22 protein-coding genes are annotated in these 23,520 nt (G+C 63.5%); 11 read left to right on the top strand and 11 right to left on the bottom strand.

Features of this window, described 5'->3' with window-relative positions:
• Window positions 1-152 precede the first annotated feature (152 nt).
• The 3 genes from C495_RS10075 (at window position 153) to C495_RS10090 (ending at window position 2,382) form a co-directional block, all read left to right on the top strand.
• Entirely contained in the window at window positions 153-818 is a 666-nt protein-coding gene (locus C495_RS10075) for a nitrous oxide reductase accessory protein NosL (RefSeq protein WP_049890267.1), read from the top strand.
• A gap of 53 nt (window positions 819-871) precedes the next feature.
• Window positions 872-1,291, top strand: a complete 420-nt coding sequence (locus C495_RS10080) for a DUF7471 family protein (RefSeq protein WP_008162540.1) — start codon at window positions 872-874, stop codon at window positions 1,289-1,291.
• 239 nt (window positions 1,292-1,530) lie between these two features.
• Window positions 1,531-2,382 carry a sulfite exporter TauE/SafE family protein gene (locus C495_RS10090; RefSeq protein WP_008162545.1) on the top strand — a complete coding sequence of 284 codons (852 nt, stop codon included), beginning with the start codon at window positions 1,531-1,533 and terminating at the stop codon, window positions 2,380-2,382.
• A gap of 18 nt (window positions 2,383-2,400) precedes the next feature.
• On the opposite strand, the gene C495_RS10095 is transcribed toward C495_RS10090, so the two are convergent.
• Together C495_RS10095 and C495_RS10100 are read right to left on the bottom strand one after the other, a co-directional pair.
• Window positions 2,401-2,997: a nitrous oxide reductase accessory protein NosL gene (locus C495_RS10095; protein WP_008162547.1), complete on the bottom strand. Its 597-nt coding sequence runs from the start codon at window positions 2,995-2,997 to the stop codon at window positions 2,401-2,403.
• 12 nt (window positions 2,998-3,009) lie between these two features.
• Complete coding sequence (locus C495_RS10100) at window positions 3,010-3,612, bottom strand: nitrous oxide reductase accessory protein NosL (protein ID WP_008162548.1); 603 nt, start codon at window positions 3,610-3,612, stop codon at window positions 3,010-3,012.
• A gap of 120 nt (window positions 3,613-3,732) precedes the next feature.
• On the opposite strand from C495_RS10100, the gene C495_RS10105 reads away from it, so the two are divergent.
• Window positions 3,733-5,652, top strand: coding sequence for a NosD domain-containing protein (locus tag C495_RS10105; RefSeq protein ID WP_008162551.1), 1,920 nt, complete (start codon window positions 3,733-3,735; stop codon window positions 5,650-5,652).
• Window positions 5,653-5,666: 14 nt separating this feature from the next.
• Here C495_RS10105 and C495_RS10110 read toward each other — a convergent pair whose 3' ends face one another.
• The 3 genes from C495_RS10110 to arcS form a co-directional block, all read right to left on the bottom strand.
• On the bottom strand, window positions 5,667-6,266 hold the full coding sequence (locus tag C495_RS10110) for an HdeD family acid-resistance protein (RefSeq protein WP_049890268.1): 600 nt from the start codon (window positions 6,264-6,266) through the stop codon (window positions 5,667-5,669).
• 152 nt (window positions 6,267-6,418) lie between these two features.
• Window positions 6,419-7,336, bottom strand: coding sequence for a formyltransferase family protein (locus tag C495_RS10115; protein ID WP_008162554.1), 918 nt, complete (start codon window positions 7,334-7,336; stop codon window positions 6,419-6,421).
• Between the two features lie 178 nt (window positions 7,337-7,514).
• Window positions 7,515-9,272, bottom strand: a complete 1,758-nt coding sequence (arcS, locus tag C495_RS10120; RefSeq protein ID WP_008162556.1) for an archaeosine synthase subunit alpha — start codon at window positions 9,270-9,272, stop codon at window positions 7,515-7,517.
• A gap of 121 nt (window positions 9,273-9,393) precedes the next feature.
• Here arcS and C495_RS10125 point away from each other — a divergent pair, with 121 nt between their 5' ends.
• Complete coding sequence (locus C495_RS10125) at window positions 9,394-11,316, top strand: NosD domain-containing protein (RefSeq protein WP_008162558.1); 1,923 nt, start codon at window positions 9,394-9,396, stop codon at window positions 11,314-11,316.
• Between the two features lie 63 nt (window positions 11,317-11,379).
• Here the strand turns inward: C495_RS10125 and C495_RS10130 are convergent, their stop codons facing one another.
• Window positions 11,380-11,742 carry a TRAM domain-containing protein gene (locus tag C495_RS10130; protein ID WP_008162560.1) on the bottom strand — a complete coding sequence of 121 codons (363 nt, stop codon included), beginning with the start codon at window positions 11,740-11,742 and terminating at the stop codon, window positions 11,380-11,382.
• A gap of 191 nt (window positions 11,743-11,933) precedes the next feature.
• On the opposite strand from C495_RS10130, the gene C495_RS10135 reads away from it, so the two are divergent.
• Window positions 11,934-12,311: a HalOD1 output domain-containing protein gene (locus tag C495_RS10135; protein WP_008162561.1), complete on the top strand. Its 378-nt coding sequence runs from the start codon at window positions 11,934-11,936 to the stop codon at window positions 12,309-12,311.
• 175 nt (window positions 12,312-12,486) lie between these two features.
• Here the strand turns inward: C495_RS10135 and C495_RS10140 are convergent, their stop codons facing one another.
• Window positions 12,487-13,170 (bottom strand): SCO family protein, encoded by a 684-nt coding sequence (locus C495_RS10140; RefSeq protein ID WP_008162563.1) that lies wholly within the window; start codon window positions 13,168-13,170, stop codon window positions 12,487-12,489.
• A gap of 408 nt (window positions 13,171-13,578) precedes the next feature.
• On the opposite strand from C495_RS10140, the gene C495_RS10145 reads away from it, so the two are divergent.
• Window positions 13,579-15,231 carry a long-chain fatty acid--CoA ligase gene (locus tag C495_RS10145; RefSeq protein WP_008162565.1) on the top strand — a complete coding sequence of 551 codons (1,653 nt, stop codon included), beginning with the start codon at window positions 13,579-13,581 and terminating at the stop codon, window positions 15,229-15,231.
• A 27-nt stretch (window positions 15,232-15,258) separates the two neighbouring features.
• Here C495_RS10145 and purB read toward each other — a convergent pair whose 3' ends face one another.
• Window positions 15,259-16,644, bottom strand: coding sequence for an adenylosuccinate lyase (gene purB / locus C495_RS10150; RefSeq protein WP_008162566.1), 1,386 nt, complete (start codon window positions 16,642-16,644; stop codon window positions 15,259-15,261).
• Window positions 16,645-16,821: 177 nt separating this feature from the next.
• Between purB and purH the strand changes: the two genes are divergently transcribed.
• Complete coding sequence (gene purH, locus C495_RS10155) at window positions 16,822-18,459, top strand: bifunctional phosphoribosylaminoimidazolecarboxamide formyltransferase/IMP cyclohydrolase (RefSeq protein ID WP_008162568.1); 1,638 nt, start codon at window positions 16,822-16,824, stop codon at window positions 18,457-18,459.
• A gap of 113 nt (window positions 18,460-18,572) precedes the next feature.
• Here purH and C495_RS10160 read toward each other — a convergent pair whose 3' ends face one another.
• Window positions 18,573-18,941, bottom strand: coding sequence for a hypothetical protein (locus C495_RS10160; protein WP_008162570.1), 369 nt, complete (start codon window positions 18,939-18,941; stop codon window positions 18,573-18,575).
• Window positions 18,942-19,175: 234 nt separating this feature from the next.
• Here C495_RS10160 and C495_RS10165 point away from each other — a divergent pair, with 234 nt between their 5' ends.
• Window positions 19,176-19,988, top strand: coding sequence for a glycerophosphodiester phosphodiesterase (locus C495_RS10165; protein ID WP_083902475.1), 813 nt, complete (start codon window positions 19,176-19,178; stop codon window positions 19,986-19,988).
• A gap of 107 nt (window positions 19,989-20,095) precedes the next feature.
• On the opposite strand, the gene carA is transcribed toward C495_RS10165, so the two are convergent.
• Entirely contained in the window at window positions 20,096-21,172 is a 1,077-nt protein-coding gene (gene carA, locus C495_RS10170) for a glutamine-hydrolyzing carbamoyl-phosphate synthase small subunit (RefSeq protein WP_008162574.1), read from the bottom strand.
• Between the two features lie 102 nt (window positions 21,173-21,274).
• Between carA and C495_RS10175 the strand changes: the two genes are divergently transcribed.
• The gene (locus C495_RS10175; protein WP_008162576.1) at window positions 21,275-21,688 is read left to right on the top strand and encodes an Lrp/AsnC family transcriptional regulator; all 414 of its coding nucleotides are present in this window, start codon (window positions 21,275-21,277) and stop codon (window positions 21,686-21,688) included.
• Here the strand turns inward: C495_RS10175 and C495_RS10180 are convergent.
• Entirely contained in the window at window positions 21,685-22,431 is a 747-nt protein-coding gene (locus C495_RS10180; RefSeq protein WP_049890269.1) for a PHP domain-containing protein, read from the bottom strand. The genes C495_RS10175 and C495_RS10180 overlap by 4 nt on opposite strands.
• Window positions 22,432-22,485: 54 nt before the next feature.
• Between C495_RS10180 and C495_RS10185 the strand changes: the two genes are divergently transcribed.
• Window positions 22,486-23,433: a diacylglycerol/lipid kinase family protein gene (locus C495_RS10185; protein ID WP_049890306.1), complete on the top strand. Its 948-nt coding sequence runs from the start codon at window positions 22,486-22,488 to the stop codon at window positions 23,431-23,433.
• Window positions 23,434-23,520 lie beyond the last annotated feature (87 nt).

A 23,520-nucleotide genomic window follows, 5' to 3' on the forward strand; every position in this document is an offset into this window, starting at 1 on the left:
GGACGCGGCTTCGAGGATCGACACTGTGTTGTGGCGGGTCGAGTGATGCAGCCGGCAGTAGTCCTTTCAACGGCTCTTTTCTGGTTTGATCGTCGAATTAATTCGACAACAGTACCAGATGTGATTTACAATACCCCTTCGTTAGCTGACGTATGGTGAATCCAACCACGCCGGTGTACAGGCGACGAGCCGTGTTGAGTTCGATCGGAGTCGGCACCGCAGTCGGCCTTGCGGGCTGTCTCGGCGGCGACGATTCGGAGTCCGGTGATGACACCGACAACACGGCTGACGGCAACGGTGATGGGGACGATACGAACGGCACTGGAACCGATGACCTCGACCTCGAGGCTGCGGAGTTCCCGGCCGATCAGGAGTGTGCGGTGTGTAGTATGACTGCTGCCGACCACCCGGACTGGAACGCACAGGCGGTCCACGACGACGGCCATCGGGAGTACTTCTGTTCGTCGGGCTGTCTGGCCGCCTACTACGCCGCACCCGAGGAGTTCGGCGGCCCCGACAGCGAGATCGAGGGCGTCTGGGTCACCGAGTACGAGACGGGCGAGTTGATCGACGGGACGGAGGCGTCTTTCGTGCGGGTGACCGACCCCGACGACGTCGACGACATCATGATGCGGAATCCGACGCCGTTTGCCGATCGTGCGGACGCCGAAGCGTTTATCGACGAGTTCGACGCCTACGACGAGGACGACATTATCACCCTCGAGGAGTTCGACATGGAACTGGCGGAACTGTACCGAAGTCAGTTCTTCGAGGATGACGATGGTAACGGCCATAACCAGAGTCTACGCGCCGTTTAGCCCGGCTACGAAGTCCAAAGACACAACCGTTCGACGACCCCGAGACGATACCCGTGTCTTCCCACAAGCCATCCAGTTCCGGCCCGCTCGAGACGTGGAACACGCCACAGGAGACGACCGTCTGTCTCGTTTCGTTCGGTGACTGGTTGGCCCCCTCGCTGGCGCCGGTCCTCGTTGGGGTGATCGTCCTTGCTGTCTCGGGAACGCTGGTCCTCTTTTTCATCGGGCTGTTCGGATACCTGCAGCGACGGACGACACAGTATCTCGTGTTGCTGGTCGTTCTCGGGGCACTCGTCGTCCGGTCGATCGTCGGTATGGGAACCGTACTGGGACTCGTCCCGATGACGGCCCATCACCTTATCGAACACAGCTCCGACGTGTTCATCGCGGCGCTGTTGCTCTCCTTGATCATCTGGTCCCGACCGACCGATCGTTCCTCGAGGGAGACAACGTCCGGCGACGAAAACCAGTGATCCCTATCGACGATTGCACCAGACGCTACTTGGGGATCTGCTCCATACCGTCCACCAATGACCCGACGCAGCGTTTCTGGGGGCGAGGCCACGGGTACACTGGCCGCCGCGATGGCTGTCCGGCACAGTTGGGCGGGGCCGAACCGAACTGAGACGTGGCGTCCTCGCCGCGAAACGGGTATCGACCGCGACGACTCGCCGACGATGACGTCAGTCGGTGACCAGCTCACGGTTAACCGATGAACGGTCCGTTCTCGACCGCGAGCCTCGAGCCTGTGGTCTTCCAGCAGTGTTACGACCCGTCGCTTGACCCGGCGGTGATCGAGCCGGTGGGACTGGCCGTCTTCGGGCTCATCGGACTCCTCGGCGGTGCTCACTGTCTCGGGATGTGTGGGCCGCTCGTGACGACGTACTCGGATCGGATGCGAGCACAAAACGACACCTCGACGAGGCGAAACGAGGTGACACTCGGGATGGTTCGCCAACACGCGCTGTTTAACCTCGGGCGAGCGGGGAGCTACGCCGTCCTCGGTGCGGTATTCGGGCTTGCCGGCTCGGTCGTCTTCATCACGCCACAGACCGTGACGGTAGTCGCCACCGATGTCCACGCGATCGCCGGCATCCTCGTCGGGGCAGTGATCATTGCGATGGGCGTTCACTACCTGTTCGGCCGCGGCTTACTCGGCGGCTCGGTCAGCATTCCGTTCCTCGAGCCCGTGCTCAACCGCGTTCACGGGTGGCTGATCGAACACGTCGACTCGTGGGTTGGCGACACCAGAATCGCCGGACTCGGCGCAGCCCACGGGCTGTTGCCCTGTCCGTTGCTGTACCCGGCATTTCTGTACGCGTTCGTGCAAGGCTCTGCGACCGGCGGCTTTCTGGCGCTGGCTGCACTCGGACTCGGGACCGTGCCGTCGCTGTTCATTTATGGCACCCTGTTTCAGTCGCTCAGCGTCGAGACCAGAATTAAACTCCATCGCGTTCTCGGGGTCGCCTTCCTCGCGCTCGGGTACATCCCGCTCCAACACGGCCTCGCGACGCTCGGCGTGTTCCTGCCCGCGATCCCGCTTCCGCACTACCAGCCGCTGTAGGGACGCCGACTCGAGCGACTACGGAAGCCGAGCGCTCCGATAGATTCTCGCGACATCCGTATCGACCGCCGAGAGCGAGACGATGTCGTCCTCGGAGAGGTCGTCGTACTCGTCGACGTACTCGAGTGCAGTTGACCGATTGCCGTACGGTCGCGGATCGATGCGCATCGGATCGTCGGCCCGTTGTTCGTTGTGCTCGAGGACGTAGACGGCGTCGAAGCCGTCGATAAGCCGTTGCATCTCGAACTCGGTGACCCAGACGCCGACGATCTCGGCTTCGGAGCCGCCGAAATGCGTCGGCTCGGCGTAGTAGGCGAACATACAGCCGGGGCTACAACACATCATGCCGACGCCGTCCTCGTGGGCGACTTGACAGTTTCGCTCGGGGTAATCGGTCACGGTCATCGAACAGACGCCACACATTTGATCGTCGCTGAACTCCTTTGGCTCGTCGACTGGGTGCTCAACGGTGAAATCGAAGCCAGCGTCCGGATCGGCGACGTTCGGGTCGCCGCCATCGTCGTCGGAACAGCCGGCGAGCACGCCCCCAACGCCGGTGGCACACGCTGCGAGCAGGCGTCGGCGACTCCGTGAGACTCCGTGGGATCGTCTCATCGGTCGGTCAGGTCACGTCCCGAGGCTGTCGATCAGTTCCCGCGTCACCGAGTCGTGGTCGAATCGCTCTCCGCCGTGGGCCTCGGCGAACGCATCGGCATCCTCGGCCGACGTGAAGCCAATGAGTGACTCGCCCATCGCGCCGAAGACGTCGCTGTCGACGACGAACTCGAGGTCCGTTGCCGAGGCGTTGGCCTCGGCCTCGAGGTGGGCGCTGATGAACTCGATGCCCTGTTCGTCGGTGAGCTCCCAGTCGACCGCCGAGTAGTCGGTCAGGTACAACACGATCGGTTCGTAGCCGGCCTCGAGTTGATCGAAGTAGTACTCGTAGGCACAGGCGCTGCTGCAGTAGTGGACGACGCCGTCTTCCGCACTGGGAAGGTCGTCATCGTCGTAGAACGCGTGTCCGGACGGGCCGGGATGGCTCTCGATCACCATGCTACAGACCGCACAGTCGTGGTCGCTTTCGATCGCAATCGGATCGGGTGCATCGTCGGCGTCGTCGTCACCAATACAGCCGGCGACGACAACGGTGCCCGCGACGCCGGCCGTCCGAAGGAACTGTCGCCGATGCGTGTCGACCGTCGTTTTCGTCCACCGGTCGAGCCGTTTCATACCCGCGAGTTCGAACGCCGTCGCATTAGTGAATCTGGTACGATTGCCGTATCGAGCCCCGCCAAATCCTTCGATAACCGAACCAGATTTCCTATTGTTCGGTGGCACCCACAACCGGGTATGGCCGGGACTACGCGGTATCTCTTGCTCTCACTCGCACTCGGCGTGTTGCTGGTCGGCGGTGCCGGACTGTTCGTCGTCGATACCGGGTCGACATCCCCTGATCCGGTGCTGTTCGAAGATACGGTCAGAATGGGCGTCACCCTCGAGAACGACCCCGACGGTGGCGACGACATCGAGGTCCCGAAAGCGCAGGTGTTCTACTCGCAGTACGAGTACGTCGTCGGCTATCAGGGCCTCGAGCGCTTCGTCGACGACCGCCAGCAACCGGGCCATCAGGAGCGCTTTGGGTATCCGATCGCCGTCCACGTCTCCGATTTCAGCGAGACGGATATCGAACTCACGGACGACGGCTATCCGACTGCCGACGGACGGGTCGGCTGGACTGACGCCGAATCGGCCGCGTTCGTCGTCGGCAGCGACGCCGCGACGCCCGCCGGCGAAACGGTGGTTCCGTTTTCCGAGCGCGACGACGCCGAGACGTTCGCCGAAGCCCACGGCGGCGAGGTACGAAGCTGGGAGCAACTGCTCGAGTCCGACTTCGAGATCGACGACGCCGGAGCCGTCCGCGACCGGGTCGACGACCGTCACGACCGCGCCGACGGACAGGCCGCGGCCTCGAGGGAACTGCTCGACCGACCCGAAGCCGTCGTCGTCGGCGAGGACGCGGAGACGATTCAGGACGCCGTCGAGATGGCTCCGGCGAACACGACGGTCGTCGTCCCCGCGGGAACCTACGAGGAACACGTCGACCTCGATCGCCCGCTCACGCTCGCCGGTGAGGGGAACGCGACGATTCAGGGTGACGGAACTGGGACGGTCGTCTCCGTCAGCGCCGATCAGGCCGCCGTCACGGACCTCCAGATCACCGGCGTCGGAAATGCGACCCGTCCTGCGGACCGAGAGACGACCACAGACAGCAGCGAAGACGTCCTCGAGATGGCTTACGGACAGGGCGACGCCGGCATCGAGGTCGACGGCGCAACCGAGACGCTGGTCGAGAACGTGACGATCGAGACGCCGGCCAACGGGGTGTTGCTCCGAGACAGCCCCGAGGCCGTCGTTCGAAACGTCTCGGTCTACGGCAGCGACAACTGGAGCGACGGCTACATGGGCGTGATGACGATGCGTTCGCCGGACGGCGTCGTCGAGAACTCACAGTTCGTCGACGGCCGTGACGGCATCTACACCCACCGATCACACGGCCTCGTCTACCGGAACAACACGCTCGAGCGAAACCGGATCGGCGTCCACCTGATGTACACCTCGAACGTGTTGATCGCCGACAATCGGATCAGAAACGCGGGCTCGACCGGAATCGACGTCATGACCAACCCCGAGCACAACGCGATCGTCGGCAACGAGATCCAGCATACCTCTCGAGGCCTCCTGATGGCGGGCTCGCGATCGTCCGTCGCGGAGAACCTCATCACGGATACGGACGTTGGGGTCGCGGCCGGCGCGGGTAACTCGATCTACGAGGACAACGTCATCGCCGGCAACGTCGACGGGATGCAGGCGAATCACCTGCTGCCGACCAATCAGGTCGTCGGCAACGACTTCGTCGGCAACTACCGCCACGCGACCGCTCGAGTGGGTGTCCTTCGTATCTGGACGGAAGACGGCGCGGGCAACTACTGGCACGGCGCGGTCGGACAGCCAGACGAGACGGTCCTCGATCGGTCGTACTCGCCGACCGATCCCGTCGACGAACGGCTCCACCGCGTCGGCGGAACACCCACGCTCGCTCAGGCACCCGCATCCAACGCCCTCGCCGCGCTGGAAGGCTCCGTCTCCGGGATGCGAACGCAGAGCATCATCGACACGGCCCCGCTCTGTGCGCCGTCGAATCCCGAGTTGCTCGAGCGAACCGAGTGGGACGCACCCGAGCGCGAGTGTGGCGAGTCGGCCGCGGAATAAGTGGCTGTACGGGATCAGGCCCCGCGCGGTTCGACTGCCGACGGACTCTCCTTCTCGAGCGACCGGTTCGAGGCGGCGACGACGCCCATCGAGATCCCGGTCGCCAGGAGACTGATGCCGACGAGCAGACCGATCGCCCACGCCGCGCTGGCCGGGAAGCCAGCCCAGAGCAGCCCCGCGAGCACGAGCGAGAGCACGCCGCTTGCGGCGACTGCTGCGCGTCCGGGTCGGTTTGCCATTCGAAACGACAGCCACAGCTCTGCGATGCCGTCGACGAACAGGTATGCAACGAGCAAGAGTGTCAGGCTCGCGAGCGCAACGACGGGATTGACGAGCAAGAGGAGGCCGGCGACGACCGACACAACCCCCAGCGCCAACTGCCAGAGCGCCCCCGTCCAGCCACGGACGGTGAATGCGTGAGCGCCGTGGACGATCCCCCCGAGAACGAGCAACGCCCCGAGCCCGAGGGTAATCGAGATCCCGGTGGCAAACGGGAACACGATCGCGAACACGCCGATCAGCGCGATCACCCCGCCGGCGATCGCAAGCATCTGCCAGCCTTGCTCGGGCTGGTACTCATCGGCTACACTGTCATCTGCTGTTGCTGAACTCATCTCCTGTCACCGCTGATACAATGGTCGTGAGAGTAGATAACGGATTTCTACGGGTTGACAGTAGTTCACGGTGGAAGATCAGTCACGAAACGGACTGAACTCGGCTCCTCGAGGCCGTCTCGACGAGCGTGGGGGACTCGAGACGCGCGTGGTCAGTCCGAGAGCCCGGACGACAGATCGGTCGTTTCGGTCGGCGCGTCTCGACGGCCGACCCACCGCCGGGCCCGTCCGGTGAGGTTCTTTGCCAGCACTCGACCCGCAAACGAGGGGGTCCGCCGCTGGCGTCGATAGTAGAACTCGCCGAGTTGCGCATCGGGCACGGTCTGTGGCTCGAACGTCGGATCTCGCAGGCTGTTGATTCCCTCGACCAACAGCGTTATCTGAAGCGCGACGAGCCGATCGAAGACGTCCCAGAGAGTGTCACATCCCTCGAGTGAGACCTCGTCGTAGGCGACGATCTCACCGCCATCGATCGACTCGTTCAATCGCTGTAACGTCGCGCCCGCGCGGTTCTGTCCGTCGTGGAAGATGGCCGGCGGGCCCATGCCGCGATATCGACGAATGTCTGCTGGATGGAAACTCAACACGCCGTACTCGGGGGCGGTCAACACTGCTCCACGAACGAGCCCGAACCCGAACCGGACCACGACATCACAGTCGGCGGCGAGCCGGTCGACGACATCGTCGGGAAGTTCGGTCCAGCCGTCTTCGGTCTTCGGGACACACGGGACGTACTCGGCATCGGCGAGACAGTCGACGGTTTCAATCGAGTGTCGGTGCCAGAGTCGTTGTTCGTCTCCGAGCACCCGGCCGAGACTGCGTTCGGCGAGGACGAACGTCCACGCTTTCTCCCGTCGGAAGACATCGACAAACTGGACGACATCCTCGAGCCCGATCCGTTGTTTCGTGTTCCACGATTCGGCTTCGGACTCCGTGTCGACGTCGTTGTGAACGACCAGCGAAACGGTGACATCGGTTTCGTTTTGCAGGCGTTCGATGGCACGCACCTGCCACTTGTAGAGAAACGGTTCGGTCAGAATACCAACCGTCGCTGGCTCGGCCTCGGACATATGTGTGCCCGGATGCGGATCGGCGGTTTAGTTATCGATTGCATTTGCCATCGCTCTGTATACAAAACCGATAGCCTACGGATCGTTTACACCAGCCGTTTCGACAAAACAGAACGTTATCCGTCACTCGCACACTCGAGCAGTCGCCCGTTCGAGTGGCCTCGAGAGACGCTCGTTGTTACTTCTCTTCGACGTGGCGAATCTCACAGGCGATGCCACGCGTGCTTTCGGCCATCTCACGGCCGAACATCTCCGCGCGGCCGACGGCGAACGCGTTCGGCCCCTCGACGACGACCTCGTCGCCGACACGAATCTCCTCGTCGGCATCGACGACACCTGGTGCAAGCACGCTGCCGTGGGGAACGAAGCCGTCGATCTCGACGCGTTTGGTCGGCGCGTCGCTGTCAACCCACCGTTTCGCTCCCTCGAGCGTGAACGAAAGCGTCCCGTACTGGGGCACCATCGTCGCGAGCTGGGTGTCTTCGCGGTCGCGAACCTGAATCTTCGGGTAGCGACTCGTCGTCTGAATGTCGGTAAAGAGGTCGTCGCCCGCGCCGTCGCCGAGCAGATAGTCCGCGATGGCACGGACGGTGTTGTGCTCGCGTTCGCGCTTGGCGTACTTCAACTCGCCCGACAGCGCCGACGAGAGATTCGCGAGCGACTCGTCGTCGGTCGGGTGGCCGCCCTCGGGGACGGTGTAGGTAATCTCGAGGTCGAGTGCCTTTTCGACGCGGGAAACGATATCGCGGTAGCCTTCGTCGGGGACGTGGGCGATAATCTTCGGGTACTCGTTACGTTCAAGATAGCGCTCGAGGACGGTACTCACGAACTCCTTTTCGTCTTCGGACCAGCGGCCCGTGACGACGGTGTCGTACTGTTGGGCCGGGTAGGTCGTCTCGAGTTCCTGTGGGACGACGCCGATTGGACTCGTCATCGAGACCAGATGGCCGCGCCACTGGACGGCGTCGTGGAACTGGCGATGGCTCTGGGACTCGCTGTAGGGTTTCGTTGCCGAGCAGGGGACCAACACGAGCGGGTTCGAAAACCGGTTGCGATAGCGGGTCGTCACGCGGTCGGCGAAGCGCTGGATCTCCACGCGACGGATCGTGTCCTCGGTCGCCGCCGAAATCTGGGCGTCCCGGAGGATCGGCGTGCGTTCCTCGAGATACCCCCACTGGGCGTCGAGTTCGCGCATGGCGGCGGTGAGCCACTGGTCGTGGCGGGCCTGTCCCTCGACGTAATCGCGGAGGCGACCGTCTCGGATGCGCCGGCGGACAATGGCGAGTTCGGCAGCGAGGGCGTTTCGGTTGTGTTCGGCACAGTCCTCGCGAGTGAACTCCTCGCGGGGCTGCTGGCAGGCCGGACACGAGCAGGGCAGTTCCTCGAGGTCCTCGAGGAAGTAGGCCTCGTCGGTGGTCAGATAGCGGCCTTCCATTCCCTTCACAACGGCTGCGGTCTCGTCGAAGCAGTCGACGCCAGCGTAGGCGAGTACGGCGACGTTGCGCGGCGTGGCGACGCCGGAAAACAGCAGTGCGGTGTCGGCGGGGATCGCCTTGCGGGTGTTGACGACGGCCTCGACGAGCGCCGCACCGTGGCCCGTGATCGACTGGACGTCGGAGACGGCGTAGGCGTCCGTGTCGTGGTCGTCAGCGTGCTCGCTCGAGATGACGGCGACGCTCGGGTAGTCGACGTCGGGGTAGTCGACGGCGAACGACTCCTGGACCTCCGGGGCCGTGCCGCCGGGGAACGCCCGGTGGGGAAGGACGGTCAGCGTCGACTCGTCGCCTTCGGGAACGTCCCGATCGGCGCTCCAGAGCGAGCCCGCATCCTCGAGGACGTCGTCGACGAGTGCGGGGGTCGTCAGGGGCGACTCGAGGCGGAGTTCGCCCACGCGCGCGGCCCCGTCGCGTGCGTGTACTTCGAAGTAGTCGGTCATACCCGATATGACCGGGGAGCGCGAAAGAGACTGTCGATAGCGAGCGAGCGCGAGCGGGCGCTGGCGACGGCTTCGAGAGGTAAACCAGACCGCATACGATAGCCGACCTCCGACTGTTCGTATGCTCGCGATTTCACGGACGGGATGGCTGGTCGTCGCCATCACCGTCGTCCTGTTCGGGTCTGGCGCGCTCTTTGCCGCCGATGCCGGAGCCTCCTCGCCCGATCCGGTCGAGTTTGACGACACCGTTCAGGTCGGCCTCTCGCTCGAGGACCAGTACGCACTCGAGGAGGACGTCAGGCTTCCGCGCGCGCAGGTATTCTATTCGAAATACTCGTACGTCGTCGGCTATCAGGGGGTCGAACGGTTCGTCGACGACCACCAGCAGACGACACACACCGAACGGTTTGGCTATCCGTTGGCGGTGTACGTCTCCGACTACAGCGCCGTCGATGTCGAACTGCGCGAGGACGGCTATCCGGTCGCCGACGAGAACCCGCCGTGGATCGACGCGGAGACAGCCTGGTTCGTCACTGGCGGTGACGCGCGCTCACCGGCCGGCGAGACGGTCCTGGCGTTTGCAGACCGCGACGACGCGACGGCGTTTGCAGACCGCTCCGGCGGCGAGGTGCACACGTGGGACGACGTGCTCGAGTCCGACTTCGAGATCGACGACGCCGAGGTCGTCCGCGACCGACTCGATGATCGACTGGCCGAAGCCGACGACACGGGCACACAGGCCGAGTCGCTTCGTGACCGCCCCGTTTCGACCGTCGTCGGCGAGGACGCGGAGACGATTCAGGACGCCGTCGACGACGCGCCGGCGAACACGACCGTCGTCGTCCCGGAGGGACGCTACGAGGAACAGATCGAACTCGACAAACCGCTCACGCTCGCCGGAGAGGGGGACGTGACGATCGCCGGCCCGGGCTGGGGGACCGTCGTGACGGCGACGGCCGATCGGACCGCAGTTACCGGCCTCGAGATCACCGGCGTTGGAGACGAAACGTCCGGGGTAGACGGCGTGCCAGATCATGCACCCGAGGAGCGAGGCGACGGCTGGGACGACGAACTGACGACCCACTACACTGGCGGCGATGCCGGGATCGCCATCACCGAGGGGGCCGACAGTCTGGTCGCCGACGTCACCATCCGGACGCCGTCGACGGGCGTGTTGCTTCACGACAGTCCGGAGACGGTCGTCCGGAACGTCACCGTTGAGGGGAACGAGGTCTCGAGTGACGGACGGGCCGGAATCAACGCGATCTACTCGGCGGCGGTCATCGAAGACTCGACGATCCGTGACGGTCGTGACGGGATCTACACCCACGAATCACAGGAGATCGTGATCCGAAACAACACGCTCGACGGAAACCGACTCGGTGTCCACCTGATGCACACTTCTGATGCAGTGGTCGCTGGCAACGAGTTCCGCGAGCAGGACACGACGGGGATCTACGTCATGACCGGCCCCGAACGGATCGCGATCGTCGAGAACACGATCCGAGACACCGAGGTCGGGATTATTCCCGATAGCGACGACGCCTACGTCGCCTCGAACATCGTCGAGGGCAATGACGTCGGTATCCGACAGAACACGGCCGCCTCACTGATCGAGCACAACGTCATCGCCGGCAACATCGTCGGTGTCGAGGAACGGTCGGTGTTGCCGACGAACCGGATCGTTCACAACGATTTCGTCGGCAACTACGACCACGTTCGCTCGTCGGGTGGCCCACTTCGTATCTGGAGTCACGACGGCGTCGGCAACTACTGGCAGGGGGCGACGATGCTGTCGTCCATTGGTGAACACCCACCGTCGTACTCGCCCACAGACACCGTCGACGAACGCCTCCATCTGACCGATGGAACCGCGATGATCGCTCGCGCGCCGGCACTCCAAGCCGCCTCCGGCCTCGAGGGCATGGTTCCCGGCCTGCGAACCGGTGCGGTAACCGATTCGACACCGGCCTGCGAACCGAACAACCCCGACCTGCTCGAGCGAACGGCGTGGGCCGAGCAGGCATGGACCTGCGCGCAATAGTCCACACCGAATCTACGATACTGAGTTCCCGGTCACGCCGGAACTGACGGACTGCAGACCGTCTCAGACACGCTCGAGGGCGGTCGCCGTTGCGGAGGTGTGACCGCGGTTGAACGAGAGAACTTTGATCTCGAGGACGTCACCGACGTCGAGCCCGTCAGGGAGGTCTTCGACGAAGACCACGAAGCCCTCGATCTTGCAGACGGCCTGTCGCTGGCCGGAGTGGTGTTCGGTGAACTCCTGTACGGCGACCTGCCTGACGTCGCCGATCTCGACCGGTGGCTGTCGCTTTTGGGCCGCCTTGTGGCGTTCGTATGACGCCTGTTGTGCCGCCGACTGGCTGCGACCCCGGAACCGCTTGAATAGCCACGATCCGAACACGACGATAACGATCATCCCGAGCAACAGCGACGTTACCCCAAGCATACTCGAACCAGACGCCGCCCACGCCTTTGGTGTTCTGGTGTGGGGCGGCTCGATCGCTGCTCGGAATCGTCGCAGTTCTCGTCGCCACTGAGACGGATTGCTGTCCCGACGTCCCGCCGACCACCGACCCGTGCTGGCGATCAGCGGGACGTGACTCCAGTAAACCGTCTGACAGTCGAGAGAGAACACTGATGAACGATCGTGCAAATTTCGCCGCTACCCTTTTAGGCGTTCATCCGTTGGAATACGACGTGACTGACCCTCTCATCGGTTCGACTGACGGCGAGTTCGATAGCTCCGTGAGTATGGCGATCGTGACTGCGGTCGCGTCCGAGCGCGGCGTTTCCCCAACCGAGTTGCCACCGTTATACGAGTGGATCAACCCCGACGCGCTGGATGCGCTTTTCGAGCCGACACGATCCAGCGGGCCGCGCCACGGCCATCTCGAGTTTACGTACGACGGCCACGAGATCGTCCTCGAGTGTGATGGCACGCTCGAGATTACGATCGATGGAACGCGAGTCATCCACCAGCGGCGTCCCACGACAGCCGAGTCGGCCGGTGTCTGAGACAGGCTGTCAGGGGTAGCCCGCAGGACGGTCGGGACACACCGACATGACGAACGCCAGCCCGTATGACGGACGTCCCATCTGAAGAAGAACTCAAACGGCACCGTCGCTGTGATGTGCCGTCTGTTCACGCTGAACCGGGCGTCGACACGGTTTCTCGCGACTGGCTGCCCGTTCAGTTCGTGGCGTCGACGACGGTCTCCAGATCCGAACTGATTCGGTTGATATCCGGGTCCTCGCCCCGGTAGCTCCGTTCGACGTAGCCGTCTGGATTGACGAGAAACGTCACCGTGATATGGGCGAACTCCGCCATTGGCCCCTCTCCCTCTTTTTGGAAGCGGATTCCCAACTCCTCGTTGACGACTGCATCAGCTTCCTCGTCGTCTTCCGGCCGGAGATAGTGCCAGTTGCCCGCCTCGAGGTCGACGCCGACCATGTCGGCGTGTTCGCTGAGTTCCTCGGGCGTGTCTCGCTCCGGATCGAACGTGATCGCCAGAAACCGGACCGAATCGCTGATTCCGCGCTCGAGGCTCCGGGCTTGTACCGATGCCATGGCGTTCATCAGCGGAATACATTCGGCCGGACAGGTCGCATAAAAGGCCGTGCAGACGAAACATTCGTCCTCGATCGTCGCGGTGTCGACGACCGTCTCCGCGAGCGGGTCCGGAAGTTCGAACGACGGGAACGCGTTTCCGTACGTCGGATACGCGAAGTCGTCACCGTACTCGAGTTCGTTTTCCGGCGGCTCGAGGACGGCGTGTTCTGCTGTGTCGTCACCGCTGATTCGCTCGGTCAGACAGCCGGCGACGAGTGCGGTGGTGAGAGCCCCTCCAGTAGCGAGAACGTCTCGGCGATGCATCGGTCGAACGTAGGGGCGAGGCCGTGAAGTAGCGTCTGGTGCAACCGTCGAAGAGTCTCACGAAACGAGGCGAATCCGGCCCGTGTGATACGGATACCCATCCGCCAGTACCACCGGAATTGCACCCGTTTTGCGGGCCTACCGGGTGTTCGAGGTTACGGGTGGTCTGCGTGGTCTTTCTCTCTCCTCGTCGGCTGTCGAGGCGACGAAACGATACGGAGAACAGACCTAAACTGTACTCGAGTTTTCTCGAAGTGGATCACGAACGGTCTCGAGAGTGACCGAACGAACGAGGACCACATCCGTTGTAGCGTTCAAATCGCCCGTGTAGAAAGTTACTGTCGGTTAAAATATCAAATTATCTATGAAAAGAGTAATGGACTCTTTGTGTCTCAAAACGAGATGTAGATGCCTTCTGCAACAGACCAAACGCTTCGACCGTTTTTGTGGCGCGCAGCCAACCTGTATTCCGACACGGAGATCGTCTCCCGAAACCACGACGGCATGCAGCGATACACCTACAGCGAGTACGACGATCGGACGGCCCAACTCGCGAACGCACTCGAGGAGTACGGGATCGAGGACGGCGACCGCGTCGGAACGTTCTGCTGGAACCACTCGCGGCACTTCGAGACGTACTTCGCCGTCCCCTCGATGGGGGCACAACTCCATACGATCAATCCGCTGCTCCCCGACGCACACATTCAGTACATCGTCGACAACGCGGACGATCAGCTGATCTTCGTCGACCAGTCGCTCGCGCCGAAACTCGCAGGTGCGGTCGCTGACGCCGACGACGAGTTCGACGGTGTCGAGTTCGTCGTCATGGGCAGCGAGGAGTCCGACGACCTCGAGTCGACTGCCTACGAGTCGTTCATCGACGGCCACTCGAGTGACTACGACTGGCCCGACATCTCCGAGGAACAGCCCGCAGGGATGTGTTACACCTCGGGGACGACGGGGAACCCGAAAGGCGTCGAGTACACCCAGCAGATGCTCTGGAGCCACACGATGGCCTCCCAGACGCCACAGGGGATTCCGATGGCCGACGACGACGTTGTCATGCCCGTCGTGCCGATGTTCCACGTCAACGCCTGGGGGATGCCGTTTACGGCGACGGCAGGCGGTGCCAAGCAGGTCTTCCCCGGTCCCTCTCCCGATCCGGAAGACCTCGCGGGCCTGATCGAAAACGAGGGCGTGACGATCAGCGCCGGCGTCCCGACCGTCTGGTTGGGTCTGATGGAGTACTGCTCGGAGAATCAGGTCGACCTCTCGACGCTCGAGACCGTGATTGTCGGCGGGTCGGCAGCCCCGAAGTCGATGATCGAGTGGTTCGACGATCAAGGCGTCGAAGTGCTCCATGCCTGGGGGATGACCGAGATGGCACCGATCGGCTCGGTTTCGCATCTCAAAGCCGACCTGCAGGACGCAGACTACGAGACGCAGGTCAACAAGCGCAGCAAGCAGGGACTGATGGTCCCCGGCCTCGAGTTCAAGGTCATCGACGAAAACGACGAGGAAGTCGACTGGGACGGCGAAGCGTTCGGGGAACTGTGGATGCGCGGCCCGTGGGTGACGACGGAGTACTTCAAACGGCCCGAGGCGAACGAAGCGGAGTTCGAGGACGGCTGGCTCAAAACCGGTGACGTCGTCACCGTCGACGAAGACGGCTACATCGAGATCGTCGACCGCGAGAAGGACGTGATCAAATCCGGCGGCGAGTGGATCTCCTCGGTCGCCCTCGAGAACGCGATCATGGCCCACGACGACGTCTCGGAGGCAGCCGTCGTCGGTGTCCCCCACGAGCGCTGGCAGGAGCGACCAGTCGCGTTTGTCGTCCCGACGGAGGACGCCGACCGCGAGGCACTCGTCGACGAAGTCACCGAGATGCTCGCCGACGAGTATCCCAAGTGGTGGCTGCCGGACGAAATCGAGTTCATCAAGAACGTGCCGAAGACGGCGACGGGCAAGTTCTCGAAGAAAGATATCCGCGACGAGTACGCCGACCAGTCGCTCGTCGACGGACAGGTGCCGGAAGACGCCGCGCCGGATCGCGACTAACGACGCGAACCGAGACAGGAGTTCGTCTTACTCGAGGTCGTCGACGAGGTCGCTCGCGACGCCGGTGTAGCCCGCCGGCGTCAGGGCGTGAAGTTCCTCGCGGACGGTCTCGTCGACCTCGAGGTCGTCGAACATGTCACGGAAGTCCTCGATCGAGACGTCTTTGCCGCGTGTGACGGCTTTGACGCGCTCGTAGGCGTCCTCTTGGCCCTCGCGTCGGAGGATCGTCTGGACGGCCTCGCCGATAATTTCGGGGGTCGACTCGAGGTCTTCGCGCATGACCTGCTCGGTCGGGACGACTTTCGAGAGTCCCGCCGACGTTTTGCCGTAGCCGATCAGACAGTGGGCGAACGCGGCACCGATGTTTCGTTTGACCGTCGAATCGGAGAGGTCACGCTGGAGTCGGGACGTGGTGATGTAGTCCGCGAGGAAGGTCAGATCGGAGTTGGCCTTCGAGAGGTTGCCCTCGCTGTTCTCGAAGTCGATCGGGTTGACCTTGTGAGGCATCGTCGACGACCCTGTTTCGCCCTCGACGGCCTCCTGTCCGAGGTAGCGATCGGAGACGTAGAGCCACACGTCCAGATCGAGGTCGAGGAGCACGTCGTTTGCGCCACGGAAGGCGTCGAAGACGGCGGCGAGGTCGTCACACGGGTTGACCTGCGTCGTGAGGGATTCGAACTCGAGGCCAAGTCCCGTCACGAACGCCTCGGCGAACGCCGACCAGTCGACGTCGGGGTAGGCGGCGACGTGGGCCGCGTAGGTTCCGGAGGCCCCGCCGAGTTTGCCGCTGAGTTCGTCGGTCGCGCGTCGAATCCGACCCGTTGCACGACCGAGGCGGGCCGCGTAGACGGCCATCTCCTTGCCGAACGTCGTCGGCGTCGCGGGCTGGCCGTGAGTGCGGGCGAGCATCGGGAGGTCGCGATACTCACGGGCCATCTCGGCGAGTGTCTCACGGACGTCGTACAGCGCCGGCAGGAGGACCTCGTCGACGGCGTCCCGGACGAGCAGCCGGTGGGCGAGGTTGTTGACGTCCTCACTCGTGAGTCCGAAGTGGATCCACGCCGAGGCGTCGCTGTCCTCGGGCAGGCGGTGGCGAACGAAGTACTCGACGGCTTTGACGTCGTGGTTCGTCGCGTCGAAGCCGGCGTGGCCCTCAGTCTCGAGTTTCTTGATCAGTTGGGCGTCCTCCTCGGCGAAGTGTTTGTAGAGCCCGCGGAGGTGTTCGCGCGCCTCGAGGCCGAGTTCCAGCGGCGTCGCCTCGAGGTCGGCCAGCGCGATCAGGTACTCGACTTCGACGCGAACGCGGGCTCGCATGAGCGCGGCCTCGCTCGCATACGGCGAGAGTGGTGCAGTCCGACTGCCGTAGCGACCATCCAGCGGCGAGACGGCGTACAGGGCGTCAGTCTCAGTCATTGTGCGAGTCTTTCCAGCGCGGTCCAAAAGCGTATCGAAACGCCGAGCCCGAAGGGACCACGAGTATGCATATCTCGAGTGAACAGTGGGGAAATGGTGCCGTTGTAATACATAAACGTGGATAGATTAGTGATCCAGACCGCAACCACTTTGTCGCTTGCAGGCGGGAGTCCGACCATGACGCGAATCGCCGGGATGGCCGGCAACCGAGGGCGCAACCTGTTGAACATCGCCGATAGACAGCCGGGCGGAGCCGAACTCGCTGTGATCCTCACCAACAGCGAGGACGCACCGGTACTCGAGGCCGCCACAGAGCGCGGGATTCCGACCGAGGTCGTCCCGCTCGAGGATGACATGAGCCGCGCCGAACACGAGGAAGCCGTGCTCGAGGCACTGGCCGACTACGAGTTCGACCTCGTCTGTCTCGACGGCTACATGCGCATCCTCTCGGAGACGTTCCTCTCCGAGACGCCGACGACGCTGAACGTCCACCCATCGCTGCTGCCGTCGTTCCCCGGCATGGACGCTTGGGGCGACGCACTCGAGGCGGACGTCTCGGTGACGGGCTGTACGGTCCACGTCGTCACTGACGCGACCGATGACGACGGCGCGGTCGTCGACAGCGAGGTCGACGGCGGCCCGATCGTTACACAGGAGCCGATTCCGGTCTACGAGGGCGACGACGCCGACAGCCTGAAAGAGCGCGTCCTCTACGAGGGTGAGTTCCGCGCGTACCCGCGTGCGGTGAAGTGGTTCGCCGAGGATGCCGTCGACGTGGACCTCGAGGCCGGTGCGGTTACGGTCGACGCCGACGTGGCGAGCACAGAGAGCGACGACCACGACGGCCTGGCCGCACGTCGACTCGTCTCCGACGACCGCGCGGACACGCTTCGCTACGGGGAGAACCCACATCAGGACGCCGCGGTCTACGCCGACTACACCTGCGACGAGGCCAGCGTCGTCCACGCCGACCAGCTCAACGAGGGCGCGAAGGCGCTGTCATACAACAACTACAACGACGCCGACGGCGCGCTCAACCTGATCAAGGAGTTCGACGAGCCCGCCGCCGCGGTGATCAAACACACCAACCCCGCCGGCTGTGCGACCGCCGACTCGCTGGCCGACGCCTACGAGAAGGCCCTTTCGACCGACCCGATGAGCGCTTTCGGCGGCATCGTCGCAGTGAATCGCGAGTGTGACGCCGACACCGCCGAACTGATCATCGACTCGTTCAAGGAAGTCGTCGTCGCACCGGGCTACACCGACGACGCCCTCGAGGTACTTTTTGAAAAGGATAACCTGCGCGTCCTCGACGTCGGCGAACTCGGCGAGCGAACCGAACGCTTCACCGAGAAGCCACTCGTCGGCGGTCGACTCGTGCAGGAACGCGACCTGCAGTCGATTTCGGTCGACGACTTAGAGGTCGTCACCGAACGCGAGCCAACCGACGAGGAACTCGAGTCGATGGTGTTCGCGTGGCAGACACTCAAACACGTCAAGTCGAACGGCATTCTCTTCACGAAAGGCACTGAGACGGTCGGTGTCGGGATGGGACAGGTCTCACGCGTCGACGCGGTGCGACTCGCGGCGATGAAAGCCGACGAGCACGCAGAGGGCAAGGACGCTGAGGGCGCGGTCATGGCTTCGGACGCCTTTTTCCCCTTCCCGGACGGTATCGAGGAGGCCGCGAAGGCGGGTATCGAGGCGGTCGTCCAGCCCGGTGGCTCGGTCAACGACGACGACGTGATCGAGGCTGCGAACGAACACGACATCGCGATGGCGTTTACCGGCCAGCGGAGCTTTAGACACGACTGAACCGAGTGAGGGCATGTGTAAGCTCGACGGACGAACGAAGTGATGTCCGTCGGTGCTTTAGACACGACTGAATCGAGTGCTTGTCTGCTCGAACTCCGAAACAGCCGACTCGATCAGGTGTGGCGTCGTCGCTCGAGCGCGAGTCGGTGGCGGGCGAATCGCGAGCCGTGGACGATCGCAACGCTGAGCGCGTAGTAAAACCCGAGCAGCGTGAGAAACACGACAGTCTGGTTGAGACCCGGAATCGAGAACAGGACGCCTAATCCGAGCGGCTCGAACAGCACTGCTCTGACCGCGGCCACGGGCGCGTAGACGAACAGCCGAAACACGACCTCGAGCGCGGAGAACACGGTCGCCGGAAGCGGGATCACCTGCTTAAACGAGAGCACGGCGATCGTCGCTGGAACAGCGACGAGTGCCAAAAAGACGGCACCGACGGGGTGGGCGGACAGCCAGTGCCGTGTGGACTCGAGTCGACTCACACCCGGTTGTAGTTCGTTGACAGCAAAACGGTTTCTATGCAGGTCACCAGTCTGTGGACCGATACAGACACCGCTCCGGCCGGTGTTGGAGCTGCAGTGTGTGCCACTTGCGACGCAACTGCAGACGGTCGCGGCCTGCTACCGTGGGTGACGCGACTGCAGACGATCGAGACACGGTACCGTAGGTGACGGGTGGGTAGAAAGTTCATATAGCCGGCCCATCCAGTACCATCTATGTCACAGCGCATTCGCTCGGCAGTCTCTCGACGGCAACTGCTCGCCGGCGTGGGGACCGGACTGTCGACAGTGGCCATCTGGGGGCTTGCCCCGCTGGTCACGAGCGGGGCGCTCCCGGACAGGCGACCGGAAATTATCGGTCATCGGGGTGCGGAGGGGCTTGCCCCACCCAACACGCTTGCGGCGATCCAGCAGGCACTCGAGGTCGGCGTCGACGGGGTGGAACTCGACGTCCGACAGACAAGTGATGGGGAGCTTCTTTTGTTTCATGATCCCGTCCTCGACTGGAACTCGACCGCCCAGGGCTGGGTTCAGAACACGCCGTGGAGTGAGATTCAGGGCGCACAGATCGATGGCGAGTCGCTCGTGACGCTCCCGGACGCACTCGAGATGCTCGTCGACGCCGATGTCTCGCTATATCTCGAACTCAAAGACGTGGGGTACACCGACGCCGTCCTCGAGACGGTCGCGGAGTACGAACTGCTCGAACGACTCACGGTTATCGCCTTCGAGACGGCTGCGCTCGATCCAGCACAGCGACGTGGCGTCTCGACGGGACTGATCGGCTCGGCACCGACGGCGCAGCTGGCAACCGACGCCGCCGACTACGGAGCCGACGGCGCGTTCTGTCATTACGCGCCGCATCTCGCATCGGAGTTCGTCGACGATGTCCGTGCCCAAGGGCAGACGGCCGGCATCTGGAAACTCGTTGATACGAAAGAAACCGTCCGCGATGCGCTCGAGGTTGGCCCCGACGTGTTCGTCACGAACCGTCCCGATTACGCGTTCGACGAACTCGAACAGCGCTGAGTCGACGGCGTCGCTCTCGAGTTCGGTGTCGATACCGTGAGTGATCTCACAGTCAGCGAAGCCGCTTGTCGATGAGGAACGAAAGAACGGCGCGAAGCGGATCGCTGTTAGTCGTCAGCAGGAACGGCTCGCTGATTCTGCGGATCGGCCATCGCGAGCACGTCGTCGAAGAAGTCGAGGGTGTCCTGTGGGCCGGGGTTGGCTTCGGGGTGGTACTGGCGGGTGATGATGTCGTGTTCGACACCGTCGAGGCCTTCGGGTGTGTCGTCGTTGACGTTGATCTGCGTGACCTCGAGATAGTCGCCGGGGTCGGCAACCGTGTAGCCGTGGTTCTGCGTCGTCATGACGACGCGGCCGGACTCGAGATCCATCACAGGCTGGTTGACGCCGCGGTGACCGAACGTCATCTTCTCGGTCGTACCGCCAAGCGCCTCGGCGACGATCTGCTGGCCGAGACAGATGCCGGCAACGGGGGTGTCTTCGACGAACGCGTCGACGAGGTCGATCGCCGCCTCGTAGTTCGCAGGATCGCCGGGGCCGTTCGAGATGAACAGGATGTCGGGGTCGACGGCCTCGATGTCTGCCTCGGTCGCGTCGTGGGGCAGGACGTGGACCGTTGCGTTGCGCTCGACCAGCGAGTCGACGATCGAGCCTTTCGCGCCACAGTCGACCAGCGCGACCGTGTCGCCGTCGTTGTCCTCGCCGTGGACGACCGTCTCGTCGACGCTGACCTGTGCGCCGATCTCCGTGTGGTCGCTCATGGCCTTGCACTGTTCGAGTTGCTCGAGTGCGTCTTCCTCGGTGACGTCGTCGCCGACGGCGATGCCACATTTCATCGCGCCGCCGTCACGGATGTCGGTGACGATCTCACGGGTGTCGAGATGGTCGACGGCGGGGACGTCCTCGCTCTCGAGCCACTCGGTGACGTCGTCGGTGAGTTCCTTTGCGAGCACGGCGCGTGGGTGAACGCGGTCGGACTCGAATCGTTCTTCACGGACGCCGTAGTTGCCGATCAACGGGTACGAGAAGGTCAGGATCTGTTCCTCGTACGATGGGTCGGTCAGACTTTCTTCGTAGCCGGTGTATGCCGTCGTGAAAACGAGTTCGCCACGAGCTGTGCCGGAAGCACGACCACGCCCCTCGAGTACGTGGCCTCCCTCCAGTGCAACGTAGGCTGCTGTCATTACGATCTACGTATTGGAGCAACAGCCATAAGTGTTGTCTTCGAAGCTGAGTTACGAAATTCGTAATCGGTAAGTGCGTGTCCGGCATAGTCACGCATCTCAATGGACGAGCTGGACCGACAGATTCTCGATATCCTCCGGCGAGATGCCCGGACACCGTACACCGAGATCGCCGACGAGGTCGAGACGAGCGAAGGGACCGTTCGCAACCGTGTCGAGCGGATGATGGACGACGACATCATCGAGCGGTTTACGATCTCGACGCGGACGGGTAACGTCAAGGCGATGCTCGAGATCGGTGTTGCGGTCGACGTCGACACCAAAGCCGTTTCCGAACGGATGGCCGAATGGGAAGAGGTCGATTTCGTCTGGATGGTCTCTGGCGAACAGGATATCGTCCTCGTCGTCGACGCGGCGGACACACGCGGCGTCAACGATCTCATCACGCAGGCTCGCGATCAGGAGGAGGTCGTGAGCACGAAGACGCGACTCATTCTCGACGAAGAGTTGGGTTAGTCGGAGCCGGCGTTCGATTCGGTCTCGATTTCGGTTTTCTCCTCGCCCGGTGGCGTCCCCACTCCCGGTGTCGGCCGCTCGAGTGCGTCGATCACCTGCTTTCGGTTGTGGATCGCCCGATAGCCCCGGCGCAGTGCGCGGTCGGGCCACGAGCGGGAGACACGTGCGCGCACCCGCCCGTCGCGGATCGCGTCGACGATTGCCTCGGGTGTGAGTCGGTCGGCTTCGACGACCGTGTACGCCCGGCCCACCTCGAACGGGTAGTGGGCGTCGCTGCCGCCGATCAGCGGGAGGTCACGTTCGGCCGCCAACTCCTCGACGAGCGGTCGTGAACGGGGATGTTTGCCGTTGACCTCGATCGCGTCGAAGGGAACGTCGGCGAGTTCTCGCACGGTACTGTTTCGAAACGGATGCGCGACGATCGCGGCGCAGTCGCGGTCGTGTGCCAGTGCGACCGCCTCCGCTGGGGAGAGCGCGCCGGGTTTCGTCGCCGCTGGCGGCTCGGGCCCGACGACGAGGACGTGGCCGCGATCGGTCGTGATCTCGATTCCGGGCAGCGTCTCGACGTTCGGGGACGGATCGAACGCCGTGTAGTAATCGTGATTGGTCGTCACAACCCCATCGAGACCGCGTTGGTCGGCCATCGCGGTGAGCAGACGAACGCCCAGCGGGTCGAACCGATCGCCGAGCGCCCGATGACCGTGGAAAAAACGCGTGTGGGCGTGCAGATCGACGGTGTACACGGGAACGCAGACGCCGGACAGACCCTTTTATCCTCGGCCGGCGTTTCCCGGAGTATGCAACCGGAGGGATCGACCGGCGCTCGAGCGGCCGATCGCATGCTCATCCTGAATCCCGAAAGTGGGAGCCAGAATCACGTCGACGACGTGGTCGAACTCGGCGGCGAACACGGATTCGACATTCGAAAGACCGAGGAGAGCGGCGACGCGAAGCGACTGGCCCGCGACGCCGCCCCCACCGCCGACCTCATCGCCGCAGTCGGCGGCGATGGAACGGTCAACGGCGTGGTCAACGGTATCGCTGCCGCCGACGAACTCGAGACGACGACGCTCGCCGTCGTGCCCGCCGGAACGGGAAACAACTTCGCGACGAACATCGGCATTCAGGGGATCGAGCACGCGTTTACGGTACTCGAGGAGGGACGACGCCGGTCGATCGACGTCGGAGCGGCGAATGATCGACGCTTCGTCAACTCCTGTGTCGGCGGCATCACCGCTGAAGCGAGCCGCAAGACGACCGCCGAGAGCAAGGCAGATCTGGGCGTACTCGCGTACGTGAAAAACACGCTCGAGACGGTGGGATCGTTCGATTCACTTCCGCTTCGGGTGGAGACTGCGGCGGGGCCGAACGGGAGACGAACACAGGCCTGGACGGGAAACGCCACGTTCGTCCTCATCGGAAACTGCCGACGGTTTACGGGCGCACGAACGGCTCAGGCCAACGTCGAGGACGGCCTGCTCGAGGTGACGATCGTCGAAGACGTCCCGGCCGTGAACTTGCTCGGCGAGGCGGCGCTCAAGCGACTGTTCGGCGGGGATAGCTCGTATATCGTTCGTCGGCGAACCCCGTCGCTCGTGATCGAGAGCACTCGGGACGCGATCACGTACAGTCTCGACGGTGAGATGCTCGAAACCGAAACGCTCTACCTCGAGACGAATCCGCGGACACTCAGGGTCGCCGTCGGCGACGGCTACGAACCAGATCCGGACGACGGCGTCCTGTAGGTGCTGTCGTGTTCCAGTACGGCCAGCACACTCGGTCTGACAGAATCAGTCACAGTCCGTTCATCGGTCTTGGGGTGCGTTCGACTG

This window comes from Natronorubrum sulfidifaciens JCM 14089 (assembly GCF_000337735.1).
GTDB lineage: Archaea > Halobacteriota > Halobacteria > Halobacteriales > Natrialbaceae > Natronorubrum > Natronorubrum sulfidifaciens.